This window comes from Massilia sp. Root335, from assembly GCF_001425685.1.
Classification (GTDB): domain Bacteria; phylum Pseudomonadota; class Gammaproteobacteria; order Burkholderiales; family Burkholderiaceae_D; genus Telluria; species Telluria luteola.
This window is the reverse complement of the sequence record NZ_LMCY01000026.1, coordinates 366,594-385,223: the sequence shown is the minus strand read 5'-3', so window position 1 is coordinate 385,223 and position 18,630 is coordinate 366,594. Positions and strand designations below refer to the sequence as shown.

The following is an 18,630-nucleotide window of genomic DNA, read 5'->3' as shown; positions in this document are numbered from 1 at the left end:
GGCTCGAACCTGCGACCAACGGATTAAAAGTCCGCTGCTCTACCAACTGAGCTAACGACCCGACGGGCAGCATTATAGCGGATCGCCGGCCGGCGGCCAAGTGCTTTCGTGAAAACTGGCAACACTTGCCGCGATGCGCGAACAAATGCCGGGCGTGCGCGGCCTGCCGAAATCCCGACGCCACGGTTGAATTACGGTATGATCAGTTGATTTTCAGATACTAAAAATGCCGTGACGCCGACCGACTCCGATACCGCCAACGACCTGTCCCCGCGCGCCCTGAATCTCGTCAACAGCGGGATCATCGTGCTCGACGCCCACCACAAGATCGTGCTCTGGAACGGCTGGATGGTGCCGCGTTCCGCCCGCGCCGCGGCGCGCGTGCGCGAGCGCCCGCTGTTCGAGGTGTTCCCCGAACTGCGCGGTTCGCGCGTCGAAGCGGCCGTGCTGGCGGCGCTGACCGATGGCGCGAGCACGGTCATCCCGCAAACGGAAAGCCGGGCCCCTTTCCCGCTGCGCGAGGCGGGCAGCTTCGACGGGCCGCGCATCGAACAGGCCGTCACGGTGACGCCGTTCCGGGACGGCGAGCAACGCTACTGCATGATCGAGATCCGCGACGTCAGCGGTACCGTCGAACGCGAAAAGCGCCTGCTCGACCACGCCGAATCGCTGCGTGCGCGGTCGTACGTCGACGGCCTCACCGGCATCGCCAACCGCCGCTACTTCGACGTCGCGCTGGATCGCGAACTGCGCCGCGCGCAACGCATGAAGGGCGAGCTGTCGCTGCTGCTGATCGACATCGATTCCTTCAAGGCCTACAACGACCATTTCGGCCACCAGCAGGGCGACACCTGCCTGTCCACCGTGGCCCAGGCGCTCGCCGCCAAACTGAAGCGCCCGGCCGACGTGGCGGCGCGCTATGGCGGCGAGGAATTCGCCGCGATCCTGCCCGACACGTCGCTCGAGCAGGCCAGGCTGCACGCGAACGCGATCCGCGAACACGTGGCCGGACTGGCGCTGCAGCACGCGGCGGCGGCCCACTGGCCGATGGTCACGCTGAGCATCGGTGTCGCTAGCTTTGATCGCGAACGCCTGCACGAGGTTCCCGCACTGATCGAGGCCGCCGACAAGGCCTTGTATGCGGCCAAGCATGGCGGCCGCAATCGTGTCGTGGTAGATGGCGACCCGTCTGCCTGACCGTCATTCGGCATGCGGCGGGAACGTGCATATGCCGCTCCCGCGCCGCGCATAGCGATACGGGAAGCGGCCCGTCGCCGCCGGATGCGCGTCATTTCGCATCGATCTGATTCGCGCCGAATAGAGACTGTTTCGTGATGCGGCATCTATAGGCCTTGTGGGTGGCGGCCGCCGCCCTAGACTGAGGTTGCCGCTGCCGGCGAGGCCCGCACCGCGGCATCGGAAGGCCAGACACCGTGCCCACGGGCGCGGTGCATGTCCCATTCGCCCATCCCGTTTTACAAGGAGCGATCATGCGTCCTCTTCCCCTGGCATTTTCCGCATCCCTGCTGTTGCTGGCGCCCGGCGCCGGCGCGCAGTCGGGGAACTATCCCATCAACGACGACATGCCGATCTCCCGCGTGGAGGTGACGGCCCAGCCCAGTACCGAATTCCGCATCTGGGATTACCAGGCCGAGGCCATCAGCGGCGCCTATGCATTGTCGAACGGCTGGCGCCTGAAGGTACAGCCGGCGCGCGACGGCATCGTCGCGCAGATCGACAAGCAGCATCCGATGCGCCTCGTCGCGCAGTCGCCGGACAGGTTCGTCTCGCGCGACGGCAACGTGATCATGGAATTCAACCGCGGCGATACCCGCGACGACATGATGATGAGCTATGTGCCGAGCGATGTCACCGATCCGCGCATGGCCCAGGTCATCGTGGTGACGGCGCCGATGGCCCAGCGCTGAGGGAGCCGCACGCGCCGGAAGACGATGCCGCCGGCGCCGCGCCGGCGGCGGCGTCGGATCAGGCGCGCTGCGTCCCGCGCTTGCGCCGCCACACCAGCAGCGCAAGCAAGCCCACCCACGCTGCCACCATGACCTGCGCGAACGCATCGCCGATGCGGCTGTAGACCGTGCCGCCGCGGCCCGTCGGCAGGTCGCCGACCAGCATGGACGGGCCGCGGATCGTGCGCCGTTCGGCCACGATGCGTCCATGCGCATCGCTCAGGGTCATCAATCCCTGCGAGGCCGAGCGCGCCAGCGCGAAACCGTTCTCGACGCCGCGCACCACCGCCATCCGGCCGTGCAGATAAGCGTCGCGGTCGAAATCCCATGCGGGCACGAGCATGAGGCCGACGTCGCGCCGGCCGTACAGGCGCAGGTCCGGTGCGAAGTCCATATCCTTGCAGATGGCGATGCCGGCCTGCAGTCCGCCGATGCGCGTGACCAGTTCGGCGTGCCCCGGCACGTATTCCGCCTCCAGGCCCGGCACCATGCGCTTCTTCAGATAGGTCCGGACCGGCGCATCGGCGCGATACAGCGCGGCGACGTTGAGCCGCCGGCCTTGCGGCGCGGGTCCGTCGAGACCGGCGACGACGACGCTGCCCGGCGGCGCCGTCAAGCCCGTACCGGTCGCCAGGATTTTTTCCGGCACGACGATCGCCGCCGGCGAGCGGGCGGCGGCCGCGGCGACCTGGCCCGCGAACGCGGCGGCGATCTCGGGACCCGCTTCGGGGTGGTCGAACACGCGCCCGGCGTAGCGGTCGTCGCTCAGCAGGGCGATGCGCAAGGACGGACCGGATGGCTGCGCCAGGTACCAGAACCCGTACAGCGACGCGGCGAGCGCCGGCATCGTCCAGGCAAGCACCGCCGCCGCATCGCGCGGCTTGACGCACAGGACGGCCAGCCCCGCCGGGATCACGGCCGCGAGAAAGCTCAGTCCGGCGACGCCGGCCAGCGCGGCCGTTTGCAGCAGGGGCACGACGTCGACGAGCGCATAGCCGAGCGCGCCGAAACTGCCGTTCGGCGACGCCGCGCCACGCAGATAGTCCACGGCCGCCGTCATGATCGCGAACCCGAGCACCGCGACGGCCGCTGGAAAGCGTCGATACAGTGCCCGCATGAAGAGGACGGTGAGCATGAACAGCAGCGCTTGATACACCTCGAGGGCATAGATCACCGGCAGGACGCGGCCATAGAACCACATCGGTCCGGCCTCGGCCATCAGCCCGGCCACGAACGCCAGGCCGGCGACGTGCCGTGCCCTGGGGGCGCGCAGGGCATGGACCAGCAGCGGTACGGGCGCGACGAGCACCAGCCAGCCGAGCTGTCCGGTGTCGTGGCTCACCGCCAGCAAAGCGCCCGACAGAAGTGCGGCAACGATGGCCGATGATCTCATTGCCCGTCTCCCTTGAGATAGATGCGTGCCGCCGAGCGCAGGCACAGTGCCGTGAACGCCGGCCGTGAAAGATTGAACCGGCCGGAGCGGTGCAGCGCCACGAGCCCCTGCAGCACGCCCCAGACCGCCATCGCCAGCTCCAGTGGCGGCCCTGCCCGCACCAGTCCCGCCGCCTGGCCCTCGGCGAGACGCAGCGCGAAGCCGCCGATGACGGGCGACCGCCCGGCCTCGAAATCGTCCGGATAGATGCGTTCGGCGCGCGTTTTCAGCACGAAGGCGGCATCGAACAGCGCCGGTTCGTCCAGCGCGAAATCGACGAATGCCGTGGCGATGGCGTCGAATCCGGCCAGCAGCGGCAGCGCGCCGATCGCCTGGACCCGGCGCTGCCACCGGTCGAGCGCGTGCGCGCCCACGGCCTGCAACAGCGCGGCCTTGTCGGCGAAATGGCGGTACACCGCCATGGGCGTGATCCCCGCCTTCTGGCCGACGGCACGCAAACTCAAACCATCCAGTCCGTGGGCTTCGAGTTCGCTGATGGCAATCGCCAGGATACGTTCCTTGGTCGTCATGTATACACCGTATACAAAAAATGATCGTCAGGCAAGCGCTCTTTTGGGCGGCATCGTATGTGTGCAAGTTGAATTTTTCCCGGACCGGCTGTACTTTCGGATGGAAGGATCGTCGGACTAGTAGGGGCGAGCAATGTATCGCAGACTATTAACGTACTTGCGAGCACGCGTCGCGACAGTGCGCCACGCGCGCGCCGGGGGTCTTGCGTTCTGGAGGCAACATATCTGGCGCCTGCTTGCCTGGCCGATGGGCGCGCTGGTCGTGCTGGGGCTCGGCTGGATCGTCCTGTTCCAGCAACTGGAGGCGGAGCGCAGGCAGCTCGAATTCAAGACGCTGCAGGACGCGCAGGTCCTCGCCGACGGCTACGCCGAGCGGATCGGGCGCGAGATCGACACGATCGAACAGACCGCCCGCTTCGTGAAATACGACTGGGAGTCGCGGCAGGGCGATGTCCACCTCGGCTATGCGGACGAGCAGGGATTGCTGCTCCATTCGTCGCGCCTGGTCGTGGCGCTGATCGATGCCGAGGGGAGGGTGCTGACGTCCAGTGCGCCGACGACGATGTCGCCCGCCGCGGCCGCCTACATCCTGCCCCGGGTGCAAAGCGGCATGCCGGTCAATTTTTTCGTGGACAACGTGGCGATCGAGGGACGCGGCGGGCCCAGGCACCGGCTGCTCTTCGCGTGGGCATTGTCGGACCGGGATGGCAAGTTCGCGGCCGCGGCCGTCGTCGCGGTCGATCCCGCGTACTTCACGATGGGCGATGCGGAGCCGGTGTTCCGCCAGGACGGCCTGCTGGCCATCGTCGGCGACGACGGGCTGACGCGGGCGCTGCGCTCGGAGGGCCCGGCGGGCGCCACCCGCCGCCCTGCGTTCGTCCATGCGCCGGCGCTGAGGATGGCGGCCGGCAGTGCGCTGGTCGATGGAGCGGCGTGGTTCGGCGACGGCCGGCCCCGCATCGTCGGCTGGGAGCATATCGATCGGCGCGGCGTCAACGCGGTGGTGGGACTCGACTACGAGACCATCCTCGCCCCCTGGTATGCGATGCGCCGCGCGTGGACGAACAGCGCATTGCTGGGCACGGTGACGATCGTGCTGTTCGCGCTGCTCGCGATGATCAATTCGCTGCGCCTGGCGCGCCGGGACCGCGAACTGCGCGTGATCCGCGAGACGTACCGGATGGCCACCGAGGCCAGCAACGAGGGCTTCTACATGCTGCGCCCCCAATGGGACGAATGGGGCGGGATCGAGGACTTCGAGGTGATCGATTGCAACCGGCGCGCGGCGGAACTGGTGGCGCGCGACCGCCGGGACCTGATCGGCAAGAAAGTCACCGACCTGTATGAAGGCGACACCATGGAAACGCGCATGGACAGCCTGCGGCGCGCGATGGAAAGCGGCTACAACGAGGTGACGCTGGGACGCCCGCAGGAAAACTTTCCGGCCAAATGGGTGCACCTCAAAATGTTCCGCTACGGCGACAATCTGGCCGTCTCGGCCCGCGACGTCACGGAAGAACGCGCACACGCAGATGAGCTGCTACGACGCAGCAACGAAGACCCGCTTACCCGCCTGCCCAACCGCTACTGGGTCGAAGGCCACCTGCGCGAGGCCATCGCCCGGGCCGAGCGGGAGCACACCATGTTTGCCCTGCTGTTCATCGACCTGGACGGCTTCAAGGCGATCAACGATACCTGGGGCCATGCGGCCGGCGACGAGCTGCTGCGCACGGCCGCGCAGCGGCTCAAGGAAGCCGTCCGTCCGCACGACTGCGTGACCCGGTTCGGCGGCGACGAGTTCGTGGTCGTGATCGAAAACGTCGCCGACGCCATCGATGCGGCCCAGGCGAGCGAGCGCATCCAGCGCGCCTTCCGCCGCACCATCCGCATGTCCTATGGCGAGTACGTGCTCGGCGCCTCGATCGGCATCAGCCTGTTCCCGACCGACGGCACCGAGCCGCGCACGCTGTTGCAGAACGCCGACGTCGCGATGTATTCGGCGAAGACGAACGAGCGGGGCAGCTATCGCTTCTTCGACGGCAAGTTCCACGACCAGTTGAAGGCGCGCCTCGAGCGCATCCGCGAACTGCGCCATGCGCTGGCGGACGACCAGTTCGTCATGTACTACGAGCCGCGCGTGGACCTGGCGGACGGCTCGATCACGAGCCTGGAGGCACTCGTGCGCTGGATCCATCCGACGCGGGGCGTCGTCTCGCCGGCCGAGTTCGTTCCGCTCGTCGAAGAGACCGGACTGGTGCTCAGGCTCGGCGACCTCGTGATCGACAAGGTCTGCGCCCAGCTGGCGCTGTGGGCGAAAAACGGCAACAAGCTGGTGCCCGTATCGATCAATATCTCGCCGCGCCAGTTCAACGATACCGACGTCGCGCAGACGCTGCGCCGGGCGCTGGAGCTCCATGCGGTCGACCCGCGCCTGGTCGAGGTCGAGCTGACCGAGTCGTCGGTGATGAACGAGACGGCCTCCGTCGTAGGCGCGATCCAGGCGATCCGCCAGACCGGGATCAAGGTGCTGCTGGACGACTTCGGCACCGGTTATTCGTCGCTGTCGCAGCTGTACAAGCTGAATTTCGACGGCCTCAAGATCGACCGCGCTTTCATCGTCCAGCTGGGCAAGACGGAGGGCGGGATCGTGATCGTCAGGGCGATCGTCACGATGGCGCGCGCGCTCGCGATGCGGGTGGTGGCGGAAGGCGTCGAAACGATGGAACAGGTCGACATGCTGCGCGCGCTGGATTGCGACGAGATCCAGGGCTATCTGATTTCGAAGGCGATGCCGCCGGCGGCGTTTCAGCCGGTGGCGCGCAATTTCGTGTTGATGGAGGCGGACTGCTAGAACGCAAAAAGCCCACGCACCGAAATGCGTGGGCTTCCCGGTGATTCTGGTAGGCCGGGCGGGGCGCGAAGCTGCGACCAACGGGCGATTGGCTCTACATGTGGCTGCCGAAGCGACCGGCCTGCCCCGTCACGCCCTGGGCGACTTGGTCAGCCGTCTGCCTCACCAGGCCGACATCATGTGGTTCCACACGAAGTGGCGTGATCGCACCAGCGGGATGGCGTGATCGAGCTCGCCACCGTGGATACGCCGGGGGCTTGCGGCCATTTCGCTCAAGACTCCCTCGCGTAGAGATGCTAACTTTGCGACATCAGGCGAATGGATAACGTGACCGATTGCGGCGGCAGAACTCGGCCGGGAAGACATCGAAAGTGGCGGCAAGCGTATGTGGAAAAACAAAAGCGCAGGCGATTCCCAGATTTTCGACTGTACGCAGCCGGACACGTGGAGCCCCTCGCGGCTTGCCGAGGAACGTTCAGCCATGATCGCCCTGCTGGAGCGAGGGGTGCCAACGGATGAGCAAGGCTGGCTTAACCTGGCCTGGCGTCTGCCAACCGGACTGCGCAGCGCGCTGATCAAGGAGCTCGCGGCTGGCAACTGGATTGTCTCGATCTCGGATACCGGGTGGCCCCATCCGGGTAGCGTCGTTGTCAGCATGCGTGAGCGATTCCACGCGACTCGCCGGGCACCGCCGCAGGGAGTGTCATGGCGCGCAGTGAACGTCCCTCACTATTGGCGCGAAGAACTGAGCGAAAACAGCGGCGGTACCGAATTCTTACTGATCACGTAAGCGTGGCATGGCAGGCGCCTCGCTGGCTGACGCCTCTGGCATTGTTTCTCCACACGGACAGTGGGCAGCATCGTACAAATGCACGTACTCCACGAGGTGCACGGTCGTGCGAGCCTAACTATCACCACCGTGTACGCGCAGGCGAAGCGGGAAGCTGTCGAGCTAGCCACGCAAGGCCAATCACAACTGCCAAGGTCTTCGTGTTCGTTTTGAGATTGGCCAGGTATTCTTCGATCGACATGGTAATACCTCACAAAGCCTTCAACCGACCGTCGCAGGCAAGCTGCCGATCAGCTTGCACCCGCATTCCGTCGTGCATCCCTCGACCGCAACGGGCACCCCGTCGATTGTAAGTGTGTCGTGGGCGGTAATGATCTTGTTTACACCGTGCGGCTTACCACCGGGGTAGGGCAGCGGACAGCCAACTTTGTCACCCAGTCGGGCGATCGCTTTTCCCATGATGTTGTGGTTGGGCGAACCGCTGATCACTGTGCCGCCATGATCGGTTTTGTCTCCGACCGTAATGATCTTCAATGACATTTGGCTCTCCGGTGGAATCGGTGACGATAGTGGGTTGGTGCGCCGTCCCGTTGATTGCGGCCGTCAGGTGTCAAGTCGCATCTGTTTATAAACTCGTTTAACGAATAGCTGGAGTCGCTGGCCGTCCCTTGTCAAATGTGATTATTTCTCGTGCTACCACGTGGCGTTCCACTACATGCAGGACAAGCTGCTTTTTGTTCTTCTTCAGCAGACCCAGAGGGTCTATTTAACTCGCCGGATTAGGCGCGCACTGAAGCATTCATCCCGCCGAGCAGGCCAAGTAACTCGATTCGTATCCTAGATAAGGAAAAGCGATTCGCAAACGAGAAGAAGCACAGATTTTTCAAAGATGCTGCGCTATATTTTTAAATGCCGCGAATTTAAACTGGTTTCAGTTGAGCCGTGCCGGAATGTAATGTCCAGGCTTAGATCGCCTTGCTTAGCATCATAAAGAAATGTGACCTGCGCCCATTCGCAGGAATTTAAGGAAGCCATGCTTGGGTGGCTGCTCGCAAAATTTATATTTAAAGACGTCTCGCATGCTTTTAGTACTTTTGATTCAAGAACGCTAGATTCGAAAAACTCGATCAAATCAAATAAAAAAGTTACAGCGAAAACTCTTCCTTCTTCAACTTCAATCACGCCATCGGCGGATTTTCCGAAAATACTGACTTTTTTTAGTAAACGATATTGTGTTCGTTTCTCATCTGTTTGAATCGGTGGCGAACATAGTTTTTCGATAGATCCAAGGGGAGCGCTTTTTTCGTTAATCCCCATGGCGGCCGAATCTATCAAAATCCGACCCTGTTTTAAATCTAATTTGGCAATATGCATTAACGACTCGACGGTTGCAATGGCATCGGACTATTTGCTTCTGATTACGAACGTCATCGTTCGGAAAGTGAAGATGGACTATTGCAACCATAAACTCTCCAAAGACATACGGTTAGCTATTTATACCAAACCTCGATACCGCACCATGTTGACTTCAGATCGGCTCTCGACACTATGCCCCCCATGGGAACTCGAATACATCGGCGCCGAGTGATGTCGATGAAGGCAAGCACCCCAGATGCTTGGAAATAATCGTTGTAAGTGTTTTCTTCTCGGCCAGAAGATCTTTCTCCGTGGCGTCATAACCCAAGGCGACTACTCTGCCCTGTTCGAGCGTCAGCGTGACCGCCTGTACGACGTCTTTGAAGAATCTGAGGCGACCAAGAAGCGTTGCCCCCACAACAAAACTGAAATGGGGCCATACACGGCGTAATCCGGAACGGACTTTTCTCCGTTCATGTGCTGGCCAAGGCCACGGTCGAATTCCGAGCGTTCAAGTCCTGGGAAGACCAGTACCTGACCATCTGTGCGTAAGACGCCGTTGTCTGAAGAAAAGTAGATGTTTAATGTCGTCATTTCGAGAATTTTAAAATTGGGCCACTGGTTAGTTTTGGTTTGTCGCCATCTTCTACGAAGTACTGTAAACCTCCGCCCATTCATAAATGAGGATTGGCAAGAGAAGTGCCTTTGGCCACGCAAATGTCTTCTTGTAGCATGCGCGGTCCGGCTAGTAATACCGATGCCAGTTGTAGAGCCCTTTCTCTTTATCCTCATGCTGCCCTTTACTATCAAATGGTTTGCACATGCTTCTTAGCTAACCTACCAAGTTTTTCGAGCCTCCCCCACCAATCTTTTTGCGATAAATGAGGCAAGTAAAAGTCCCCAAGCCACTTCACGTGACAACGCATCTCTATCTGCTGTAAAGCATCTTTGCGCTTATCTGTCGACAGAGTTTGGTCTAACGCTAAATTTGCTAGATGCTGCAACTCATCAGCATCTTTAATAAATCCTCCTTGATGTAAATCGGCCACGATGCTGCTAATTAATTCTGAAAACGTCGTCATCGTTTGATTGCTCCTGTGTATTTACCTCCTGCGGTTACGACCTGCCACCCGCCTCCGGCTTTGTCAGGTCCCCACTGTAGCTGAGGAGCCACCTTTCCTTCAAGTAACATTTGATTCCGAGTCAGAGCAACAGGACTTTCAAATTCTGCTGTATTGCTTGGTGGAAGCGCAAGTTTTTGGCGTCTTTCCGCAGGTGTCGCTCCAGCCGAGCATCGTGTCACGAATACTCCTGACGCCGCACCTACGTCGGATTCAGTGATTGTGAATTGCTCACCGGCGCGTCCATGAGAAGCATAAATTTGACCATCAAAGCTGCTTACTACCTCCTGCCGCTGCTGTTTTGTAAGTCCTCGTGCTTTCAAAAGGTTTCTCGCAGTGTTATTTTTGATTGGAGTTCCTGTGCATGTGGTAAGCCCCAACGGATCCACCCATCCCGTTGAATTGGGCGCGTACCTATAGAGATTCTCACCGCCATTGAGCCCGACCGGGTCTTGGGTGAGGTACCTCGCCGTATCGGGATCGTAGTATCGATGCCGGTTGTAATGCAGCCCCGTCTCATCATCAAAGTACTGCCCCTGGAATCGGATCGGATTGCGTATCCCGGCCTTATACGCCGCGTCGCTGATCGCCTCTTTCGCCTGCCCCCACGCCTTGTACTGCGCCGACCACGCGACGTTGCCTTCATGGTCAGTCAGCTCCTGCGGCGTGCCCAGATGATCGCATTGGTAGAAGGCGATCTCGTCCTTACCGAACGGCTCGGCTTCCTGCTCGTACTTACCGTTCCACAGCGGATCAAGTGCGATATCGTACTTGCCGTCGTTGCCCGCCATCAGCGCGTTGACGTCGGTGGTGGGCGCCAGTCGAAGCGCCCGGTTTCGCGTGGCCTGCACCAGCGGCACGAAACTGTCGCGCTCGTACACATAGTGCACCGTCCGTTCGCCCGCCGCATAGCCTTGGTGCACGCTGCTTTCCAACGCCAGCGTGTCGCCGTCCCAGCCGTACATGGTCCGGGTCGTCTCCCGGAAGGTGCCTTCCGGCGCCTGGCTGTGCTTGGCGATGCGCCGTCCCAGCGGATCGTAGGCAAAGGTGGTAACGCCATGCCAGGTCGTGGCGCGGGCCATCCGGTTGAACGCATCCCATTCATACTCGGACCGCTTGCCGTCCTGGGTACGTTCCACGACGTTGCCGCGTTCGTCGTAGCGGTAGCGGACGCCGGCATACTCCTTGAGCAGGTTGTCCAGCAGTTTCGGCAACGGGGCGCGACGGGTGATCGGCTCCTGCTGCGCGGTATCGGCTGCCTGGACGTTGCCGGCCGGGTCGAAGGCGAAGGTTTCATGGCCCAATGCGCTGTTTGCCGCCAGCAGGCGCCCGACCGGGTCATAGCGGTATTCGACGGGGCCGCGCCGGCTGTCTTCGAGGCTGGTCAGTTGGCCGGACGGGTCGTAGTGGTAGCGCCGCAGGATCGCGGCTTGGGCGCCGGGACGGTACGGGTCGGCGTACGGATGCCGGTCTTTCCGGCTGACCTGCGCGGTGGCACCGAGCTGCTGCTCGATCAGGCGCCCAAGCGGGTCGTACTTCATCGTTTGCAGCAGGCCGTTGGCCTGGGTGCGGCCGGTTTCCTGGTACAGCGCGTCGCGCTCGAAGGAGACGACGTCTTGCCCGTCGAGCAGCAGGCCGTGCACGTGGCCGGCGCCGTAGGTCAGCCAGTCGACGCGGTGGCCATCGGGGCGGGTGGTGCCGCTGCGCTGGTTGAGTTCGTCGTAGTGGTGCTGCCAGACCGCGGTGCGCCTGTCGGGGTGGAACGGGCCCTGGTAGTGCTGGTGCTCGCGGACGAGGTTGCCAGCAGCGTCGTAGAACCATTGCAGCCGGGCGTGTTCGTTCTTTGCTTCTGCCAACTGGCCGTTGGCGTTGTAGGCGAAGGTTTCGATTTGCTCCGGCTGGCCGGGAGCTGCGGCCCGGCGTTGCACGAGCCGGCCCATGGGGTCATAGTCGAGCCGCGTGGTCACGCCGGCTTCGACGGTTTCCGCAAGCACGCCGCTGGCTTCGTCGTAGCGGTACTCGGTGACCTTGCCGTCGAAGCCTTGTTCCTGCAGCAGGCGGCCGACCGGGTCGTACTGGAAGCGGTAGACGCTGCCGTTTTCGTTTTCCAGTGCGGACAGGCGGCCCAGCGCGTCCCACTGATAGCGCAGGTTGTGTCCCAGCGCGTCGATGCGCTTCGCGATCAGTCCGGACGCAGTGTAGCGGTAGGCGGTGGTGCGCGCGAGTGCGTCGGTGCGCGCCAGCAGCCGGCCTTCGGCGTCGTGGCGAAACTGTTCCTTGCTGCCGTCGGGGTGGATGACGGCTTCGAGTTGGCCCGGATGATTGCCGCTGTCGGTGCCTTCGCGGTGTGCATGCGCCAGCGTTGCGGGACTGAGCGTTGTGTAGCGGTAGCGGGTCTCGTTACCCGCGGCGTCAATGCGCTTGACCAGGCGCTTGCGCTCATCGTATTCCCACTGGCTGCTGTGCCCGGAACAGTCGGTGTAGGTGGCGAGCTGGCCGTCGGGGCTGTAGGCAAGCTTTTTGATGCCACCTTTGGCATCGGTGATTTCGACGGGCCGGCCAGCCTTGTCGTACGCGTATTGGGTCTTGTTGCCGCGCGGGTCTGTTTCCTCGACAAGTTGGCCCTGTGCATTGTAGTCACGCTTCCAGGTGCCGCCTTCGCCGTCGCGGATGCCGGTGACGCGGTGCTGGCCGTCATACTCGAAGTGGACCTGGCTGCCGTCGGCGCGGGTGTGCGCGAGCAGGTTGCCGTGGTCGTCGTAACGGTAATGCTCGCTGCTGCCGTCGGAGTGGATGTGGCGGACCACGTTCTTGGCGTCGTCGCGGAACATCCACTCCTCGCGCCCGTCCGGATGCACGATGCGGTAGGTGTAGCCGGCGATGTCGTAGTAGTAGCGGGTCTCGTGGCCGAGCGCGTCGGTGACGTAGGTCAGGCGGATGTTCTTGTCCCATTCGAGCCGGGTGTCGTCGCTGCCGTCGTCGGCCCACTCGCGGATCGCTTTGGCATGGGTGCCGCTGTCGATGCTGGTGTCATAGGCGAGGTTCATGCCGCGCCCTGTGCGGTCGGTGTAGCGGGTGATGAGGTGACGGTCGTACTGGTACTGCCAGGCGGCGGCGTTTTCGTCCTGGGCGCGGATCAGGTCGCCGTAGTCGTCGTAGTCGTAGGCGGCAAGCTGGCGCAACAGCTTGCCGTCCTTGATTTCCCATAGCGCACGAATGCGGCCGGTATCAAGGTCGACCTGGGTGCCGGCATGGGCGATGATGGTCTCGCCCTGCTTGCTGACGATGTCGCTGAGCACTTCCTCGCCGGCATACGGGCCATTGGCGACGACGTGGTCGTAGCGCAGGCCGAGGGCGGCGCCGTCGCGGGAATGCAGCGCGATCAGCCGGAAATGCTCCTTGCCCAGCTCGGCCACCTTGGCGCGCACGGTGTCGACCAGCTCATAGGTTTCGCGCCACGGGCTGAGCTCGCCTTCGGGCAGCGGCTTGCCGAAGTCGAGCGTGAGCAGGGTGATGCTCATGCGGGTGAGCGTGATTTGTTCGACCGGGTCGTAGTGCCGCTGGCCGATGCCCAGCCACGGATAGCGGTGGCTGCGGCCGTCGGCGGCGTGGTAGACCAGGCCCGTCGGTTTGCCCTGGCCGACGACGTCGATGCGGGTGCTGTACGTGGTGAGCCAGCGCGCGCCGAGATTACCGCGGTCATAGGCGCTCAGCTGGCTGCGGTAGGTGCGGCTCCATTCGATGGGGAGCGGTGCATCCAGTACGAAGTCGATGTGGGTGAAGGTTTCGGCGCCGGTGGCGAAACTGATCGAGTGCGCGGTGCCGCCTTTTGCGGGGCATAGCTTGCAGGCATTGGCGTCGCCTGTCGCCGGATGTTGGCGGCTTGTTGCGCCCAGCTCGTGGCCGGGCTTGTCCTTCTTGTGATGCGAGCCCTTGGCCGACGGGACCAGCGCCGCGTACCGCCGCTTGTGCCTGGTGACCGCGTCGCGCAGCCGCATCAGTAACCACCGGATGCTCATCTGCGCCTGTTCGTCGGCCAGGGCGGCGAGCTTGCCGCGAAACGCCGGCTTGAAGTCGGTCAAATGGCTGATGATGCCCGTTACGCCAGCTACCGCGCTCTGCGGCAGGAGGCTGGCTGCCGCGGCGACAACGTAGTTCGCGCTCATCTTGTACTGCCTGCCAAGGGCGCCAAGCATGCGGCGCCAGCTGCTTTGCACTTTGGGGTCGTGCAGCTTGCTCTCCACTTCCGCCGTGGATGCCACCTCGAACAGGGGTTCCTTGCCGATGCAGCGCTTGAGGATCTTGATCAGGTCGTCGGCAATGCCGTCGGCGGTATTGGCGCAATCGTCCAGGATACCTGCCAGCTTGCCCATCGCGCAGTCGATGAAGGTCTCGATCTCGCCGGCCAGCGTGGCGTTGAGGTGCGCGATCAGCACCTCGATCAGCGCGGGGCCGAGATCCTTGACGCCCAGCGCCAGCTTTTGCCGGACCATGTGCAGCGCCGGCCGCAAGCTCATACGTGCGGCGCTCATCGTTGGCGGGACCGGGATCACGCCGATCAGGTTGATGCCCAGGCTGACCCATTCCAGGAAGTCGATTTCTTTCTTGGCGATGTACTTCTGGACCACCCCCACCATGTCCATGATGGCGTCGATCAGCGCCATGATGTTGCCGATCACCGGCAGGCTGCCGGCCACGGTACTCAGGCGCTCCAGCGTGACGTAGTCGTAGCTGATCTTGCGCAGCCATTTGTCGAAGGCGGCGGCAGCGGCGCCGATGTCTTGCTGGTCGATGGTGTCGAGCGGAGCGACTGCGACTTCCGGCGCGCGTTCGGCGGGCTTGGACGGGGCTTGCGTGGGCTCGGTCATGGTGGCTTTTTACCTTTTCATATCAGCGCCGATGCGCGGCAGCGATCCGGGCAAACCGAGGGTGGAGGCGACGGCGGCAGGCTTGCCGGCACTTAACGCGCCGTAGGTATCCATGGCCGTCGCGCCGCCAGGCAGCTTGTCCGCCACATTGGCCATGGCGGCCTGTCCGACCGGTGCCAGCAATGCTTGCGCGCCGCCTTTTTGCAGCGACTGCACCGCGCTTGCCGCTTGCTCCGCGGCTTGCGCAACCGCGCCGAACTTGCCGGCTGCGCCGTTGAGACTGCCTCCCGCAGCGTTGGCGCTGGCGAGCAGTCCGGGGTTCTGCGCCCTCGGCGCCGGCGCTGTCCGGTCAGACGTTGCCACAGCATCGGCGCCAACCTCGGGTCGCGCCACAGCCGGCCATTCGGTCCCTTGGCCGAAGTAGCTGCCTTCATCCCACGGGTCGCGCGGGTCCTTGCCGTAGCTGACCGTGGCCATTCCCATCGGCAGGCCGGCCACGCTGGCAAAGCCGTTGCCATCGAGCGTCCCTTGGTGGACGCCGCCTTCGGCGTCGACGACGGTGTAGTCGCCTTGCCGGACGCCTTGGCGCCTGGCGCCTTCCGGGTTCACGTACTGGTGATGCAGGTCGAGCTGCCCCGGCGGCAGCTGCACGGTCTGCGGCAAGCTCGGCGTGCCTTCGCTCTTGCCGGGGACGAAGCTATGATGCGCCGCGTGTTGGACCCAGTTGCCGTTGGTGCCATGGACGATCCCCGATGCGTTCCAGCGGCTGAAGCTGGTCCCTCCGTTGATCACCACCTCTTCCTTTGCCGTGATCGTGATCCGGTTGGCGGTATGGGTGATGTTGAGCTTGGCCAGGATGTTGACGCTGTCCTTCAAGGCGGTGATGTCGATGTCGGCGCTGGCCGCAACCAGCTTCATGCCGGCCTTGTAGGCAAACATGCGCACTGCTTCCCTTACGCTGACGAGCAGGCTCTTGCCCGCGCTCAGGCTGGCATGGCCGCCGCTGGTCAGGGCGGTGTGCTCCACGCTCATCAGGTGGGTGGAACCCTGCGTGCTGGTTTCGATGCCGGCGGGGCTGGCTAGAAGCAGGTGGGGAGCCTGGAATTCCGGGAATTCGCCTTGTCTGGGCGTGCCCCCTTGGCCTTTGATGGCGTCGACCTGCGCCTGCAGCGCGGCGGCGACCTGGTCCTGGTCGCCAGGCTGGTGCGCCTGCGCCTGTTGCGCGGCCTGCGACAGGCTGTCTTGCAACTCCTGGCCCTGCGCCATGCGCGCCAGCGTCTCCGCCATGTCGGTGATATGGGCGCGGGCGTTCGGCCTTCCTTCGGTGCTGAGCAGCAGGCCCTGCTGCGCGCGCACCGCACCAATGCCGTCGGTGCGCAGCTCGAAGCCCTGGCCGCGCGCGCCCTTGCGTCCGGCATTGTCTTCGATGCGGTTGATATGACCGAGGCTGAGCTGGCTGGCGAGATGGTCGCTTTTCAGCTGTGCCTGGATCTGTTCCTTTGTGTCGTCCAGGATGAGGTGGTTGCCGCGGCCGCTCGCTGCGCCCGCCTGCAGCTCGCGGCTGCGCAGACCGCTCAGGGCCTGTTGCTCCGGTAGCTGCCACGGCGGCATGTGCGTGTAGTTGTACAGCACACCAAGAATCAGCGGATGATCGATGTTCCCGTTGACGAAGACTACCCCCACTTCTTCGCCGACGCGCGGCAGGCGAATGTTCCCGAACTTGACGCCCGCTCCATGCGACATCACACGCACCCAGGGCGAACTATTCTCGTCACGCTTGCCCAGCCGGTCCCAGTGGTACTGGATCTTGACCCGTCCGCAGCCGTCGGTGTGGATCTCGGTGCCGGCCCGCCCGACCACGATGGCGGTCTGGATGCCGTGATAGATACAGGGCTGGCTGTTGTAGTGGCGACCCGGGCGCCACTGGATGTCCTTGCGCACGCAGCGGAAGCTGTTCTCGTAGTGCGATGGCGCGCCCGGTCCGGCCTGGTAGTTGTTGCCGGCTTCGTGGTCGACGGAGAGGATCAGGTAGTCGCGGTCGCGGATGCTGGGCTTGGCTGGTTCGCCGCGCTTCGGAACTTGCAGCTCAGCGCTGAAATGGCCGCCGAGCTTGAAGCACCGGCCCGGCTGGGCAGTGCGGTCGTTGCCTCGGGCTTCGAAAATCTGCGTGTTCGCGTCGCTCTCGCCCATGCGCTGCTGGGCGAGGCGTTCGCCGTCGTCATGGGTGCGAAAACCGTACGCGCCCGTGTTCTCGTAGATTTCGTAAGGGTAGACATCGCCCTGCTTGTTCAGCGACTCGGCGGTCGAATGCTGCGCGACCGGGTTCTTGTAGTCGAAGCTGGCCAGGGTCGTCTGGCCGGAGCCGAGCCGGCGCATCGCGCTCCATTCGCGGATGCCGTCGTGTTCGAGCGAGCCGGCCCGGTCGCGGAATGGGATTTCGCCCGAGTCGTCGATCCCGATCGGGTCGATGGACTGGGCGAGCGTGCTGCGGTCGCAGAGCAAGAGTGAGTGCCCGTCGGCCTGGTGCTCGTAGTAATAGTGCAGTCCGAATTCCTCCCAGCGCCGGTGCAGGTGGTTGTAGTCGGTCTCGTCATACTGGTTGGCGCAGGTCAGGCGCGGATACTCTCCCACGAGGACCGGATGCCAGTCGGACTGGCGGTAATGGGCGCAGGTGAGTTCCGTAATTTCGACGACGCTCTTGCCGAGGAATGAACGGTTGTCCTTGCGCAGCCTGGCGAAGGCCAGCCACGGTTCAAGCACCATGTGGTAGAAGGCGAAGCCGCCATCGGAGCCCAGGAAGCGGAATTCAGTGACGTAGCCGTTGAAGTAGCGCAGCGAGCCGTCTTCGCGCACGAGGGAGATCGTGACCATCCGGGCCATCATCACCTTCAGCGGAATTTGCGCGTCGTCCGAGAGCAATTCGACCTCGAAACGGAAGCAGCGCGAGACTTCCTCGTGCGCTTTCAAGCGGTTGGGCAGGAGAATGCGGTCGGGGCCATCGTTGCGCGGGAAGTCCAGGCGCAGCAGGCGGTCGTGCTGCGCATCGAGACTGAATGCCGACAGCGCAGCGCCGGCCGCGATCGCTTGGCTTCCGTCCATGTGTTGCCTCCGATGGGTTAGCAGGTATCAAATTTCCATCGGCTAAGGTAACCAACAGCTTTTCGGGCAACCTTGATATAAAGTAATAATTGAACTGTGCTGTTGTCCCGATGGGTAGCAGCAGGACGACGAATGTCCGTCGTATGCGCCGATCTTGCTCAGCTCTATTAATCTCAAGGTGAGTCAACGCGCGGGTTCTACATTTTTCCTTTGATTGCCAGCAAACAGCGCAAAACAAGGGAGAGGGCATGCGCAAGCACGTATCGACCGGAAGACTTATGGGAATGGACACCCGAACGCGGTCACTGTGGAGCGCATCGAAGTTGGCCCGGCCTTGAGGAAGAACCGCGTCAGCAAGCTGCATGGTCGGCCGTACCCGGTCCAGTTCCCGAACCAGGGCGCATCGGTGCCTGGAAGCAGGCACTCGGCAGCGGTCAGGAATGGACGCGGTACGCGCACATGGCGCGTCACGCGGCGGTAGTCGACGGGCTGCTGCGCGTCACAAGTACGGCACGGCAGGTAGAAGAGGGGACTGTCGCAGGAACACAAAAAAAGGCGTCACGATCGCTCGTAACGCCTTGATTTGATACTGCAAATTCTNTGGTAGGCCGTGCGG

The 18,630-nt window shown here is 63.2% G+C and carries 11 protein-coding genes and 1 tRNA gene (1 of these 12 cut by a window edge); 4 read left to right on the top strand and 8 right to left on the bottom strand.

What is annotated here, in order from left to right; genetic code table 11:
- Positions 1–231: 231 nt before the first annotated feature.
- Together ASC93_RS15785 and ASC93_RS15780 are read left to right on the top strand one after the other, a co-directional pair.
- Positions 232–1,197 (top strand): GGDEF domain-containing protein, encoded by a 966-nt coding sequence (locus ASC93_RS15785; RefSeq protein ID WP_056443902.1) that lies wholly within the window; start codon positions 232–234, stop codon positions 1,195–1,197.
- Between the two features lie 293 nt (positions 1,198–1,490).
- Entirely contained in the window at positions 1,491–1,928 is a 438-nt protein-coding gene (locus ASC93_RS15780) for a hypothetical protein (protein WP_056443899.1), read from the top strand.
- A 58-nt stretch (positions 1,929–1,986) separates the two neighbouring features.
- Here the strand turns inward: ASC93_RS15780 and ASC93_RS15775 are convergent, their stop codons facing one another.
- Entirely contained in the window at positions 1,987–3,360 is a 1,374-nt protein-coding gene (locus ASC93_RS15775; RefSeq protein ID WP_157201950.1) for a hypothetical protein, read from the bottom strand.
- Positions 3,357–3,929, bottom strand: a complete 573-nt coding sequence (locus ASC93_RS15770) for a TetR/AcrR family transcriptional regulator (protein WP_056443893.1) — start codon at positions 3,927–3,929, stop codon at positions 3,357–3,359. Before ASC93_RS15770 ends, ASC93_RS15775 begins: the two co-directional genes overlap by 4 nt.
- Positions 3,930–4,176: 247 nt before the next feature.
- Here ASC93_RS15770 and ASC93_RS15765 point away from each other — a divergent pair, with 247 nt between their 5' ends.
- Together ASC93_RS15765 and ASC93_RS15755 are read left to right on the top strand one after the other, a co-directional pair.
- Positions 4,177–6,780 carry a bifunctional diguanylate cyclase/phosphodiesterase gene (locus ASC93_RS15765; protein WP_056443890.1) on the top strand — a complete coding sequence of 868 codons (2,604 nt, stop codon included), beginning with the start codon at positions 4,177–4,179 and terminating at the stop codon, positions 6,778–6,780.
- Positions 6,781–7,261: 481 nt separating this feature from the next.
- The gene (locus ASC93_RS15755) at positions 7,262–7,570 is read left to right on the top strand and encodes a hypothetical protein (protein WP_157201948.1); all 309 of its coding nucleotides are present in this window, start codon (positions 7,262–7,264) and stop codon (positions 7,568–7,570) included.
- 261 nt (positions 7,571–7,831) lie between these two features.
- On the opposite strand, the gene ASC93_RS15750 is transcribed toward ASC93_RS15755, so the two are convergent.
- The 6 genes from ASC93_RS15750 to ASC93_RS31705 form a co-directional block, all read right to left on the bottom strand.
- On the bottom strand, positions 7,832–8,110 hold the full coding sequence (locus tag ASC93_RS15750) for a PAAR domain-containing protein (protein ID WP_056443882.1): 279 nt from the start codon (positions 8,108–8,110) through the stop codon (positions 7,832–7,834).
- Positions 8,111–8,467: 357 nt separating this feature from the next.
- Complete coding sequence (locus tag ASC93_RS30835) at positions 8,468–8,944, bottom strand: hypothetical protein (RefSeq protein WP_157201947.1); 477 nt, start codon at positions 8,942–8,944, stop codon at positions 8,468–8,470.
- Between the two features lie 788 nt (positions 8,945–9,732).
- Positions 9,733–10,008: a hypothetical protein gene (locus ASC93_RS30830; RefSeq protein ID WP_157201946.1), complete on the bottom strand. Its 276-nt coding sequence runs from the start codon at positions 10,006–10,008 to the stop codon at positions 9,733–9,735.
- Positions 10,005–14,915: an RHS repeat-associated core domain-containing protein gene (locus ASC93_RS15740; RefSeq protein ID WP_056443876.1), complete on the bottom strand. Its 4,911-nt coding sequence runs from the start codon at positions 14,913–14,915 to the stop codon at positions 10,005–10,007. Before ASC93_RS15740 ends, ASC93_RS30830 begins: the two co-directional genes overlap by 4 nt.
- A gap of 9 nt (positions 14,916–14,924) precedes the next feature.
- The gene (locus ASC93_RS15735) at positions 14,925–18,014 is read right to left on the bottom strand and encodes a type VI secretion system Vgr family protein (protein ID WP_056443873.1); all 3,090 of its coding nucleotides are present in this window, start codon (positions 18,012–18,014) and stop codon (positions 14,925–14,927) included.
- A 601-nt stretch (positions 18,015–18,615) separates the two neighbouring features.
- Positions 18,616–18,630: transfer RNA gene (locus tag ASC93_RS31705), tRNA-Lys, on the bottom strand; it runs 91 nt beyond the window's last position.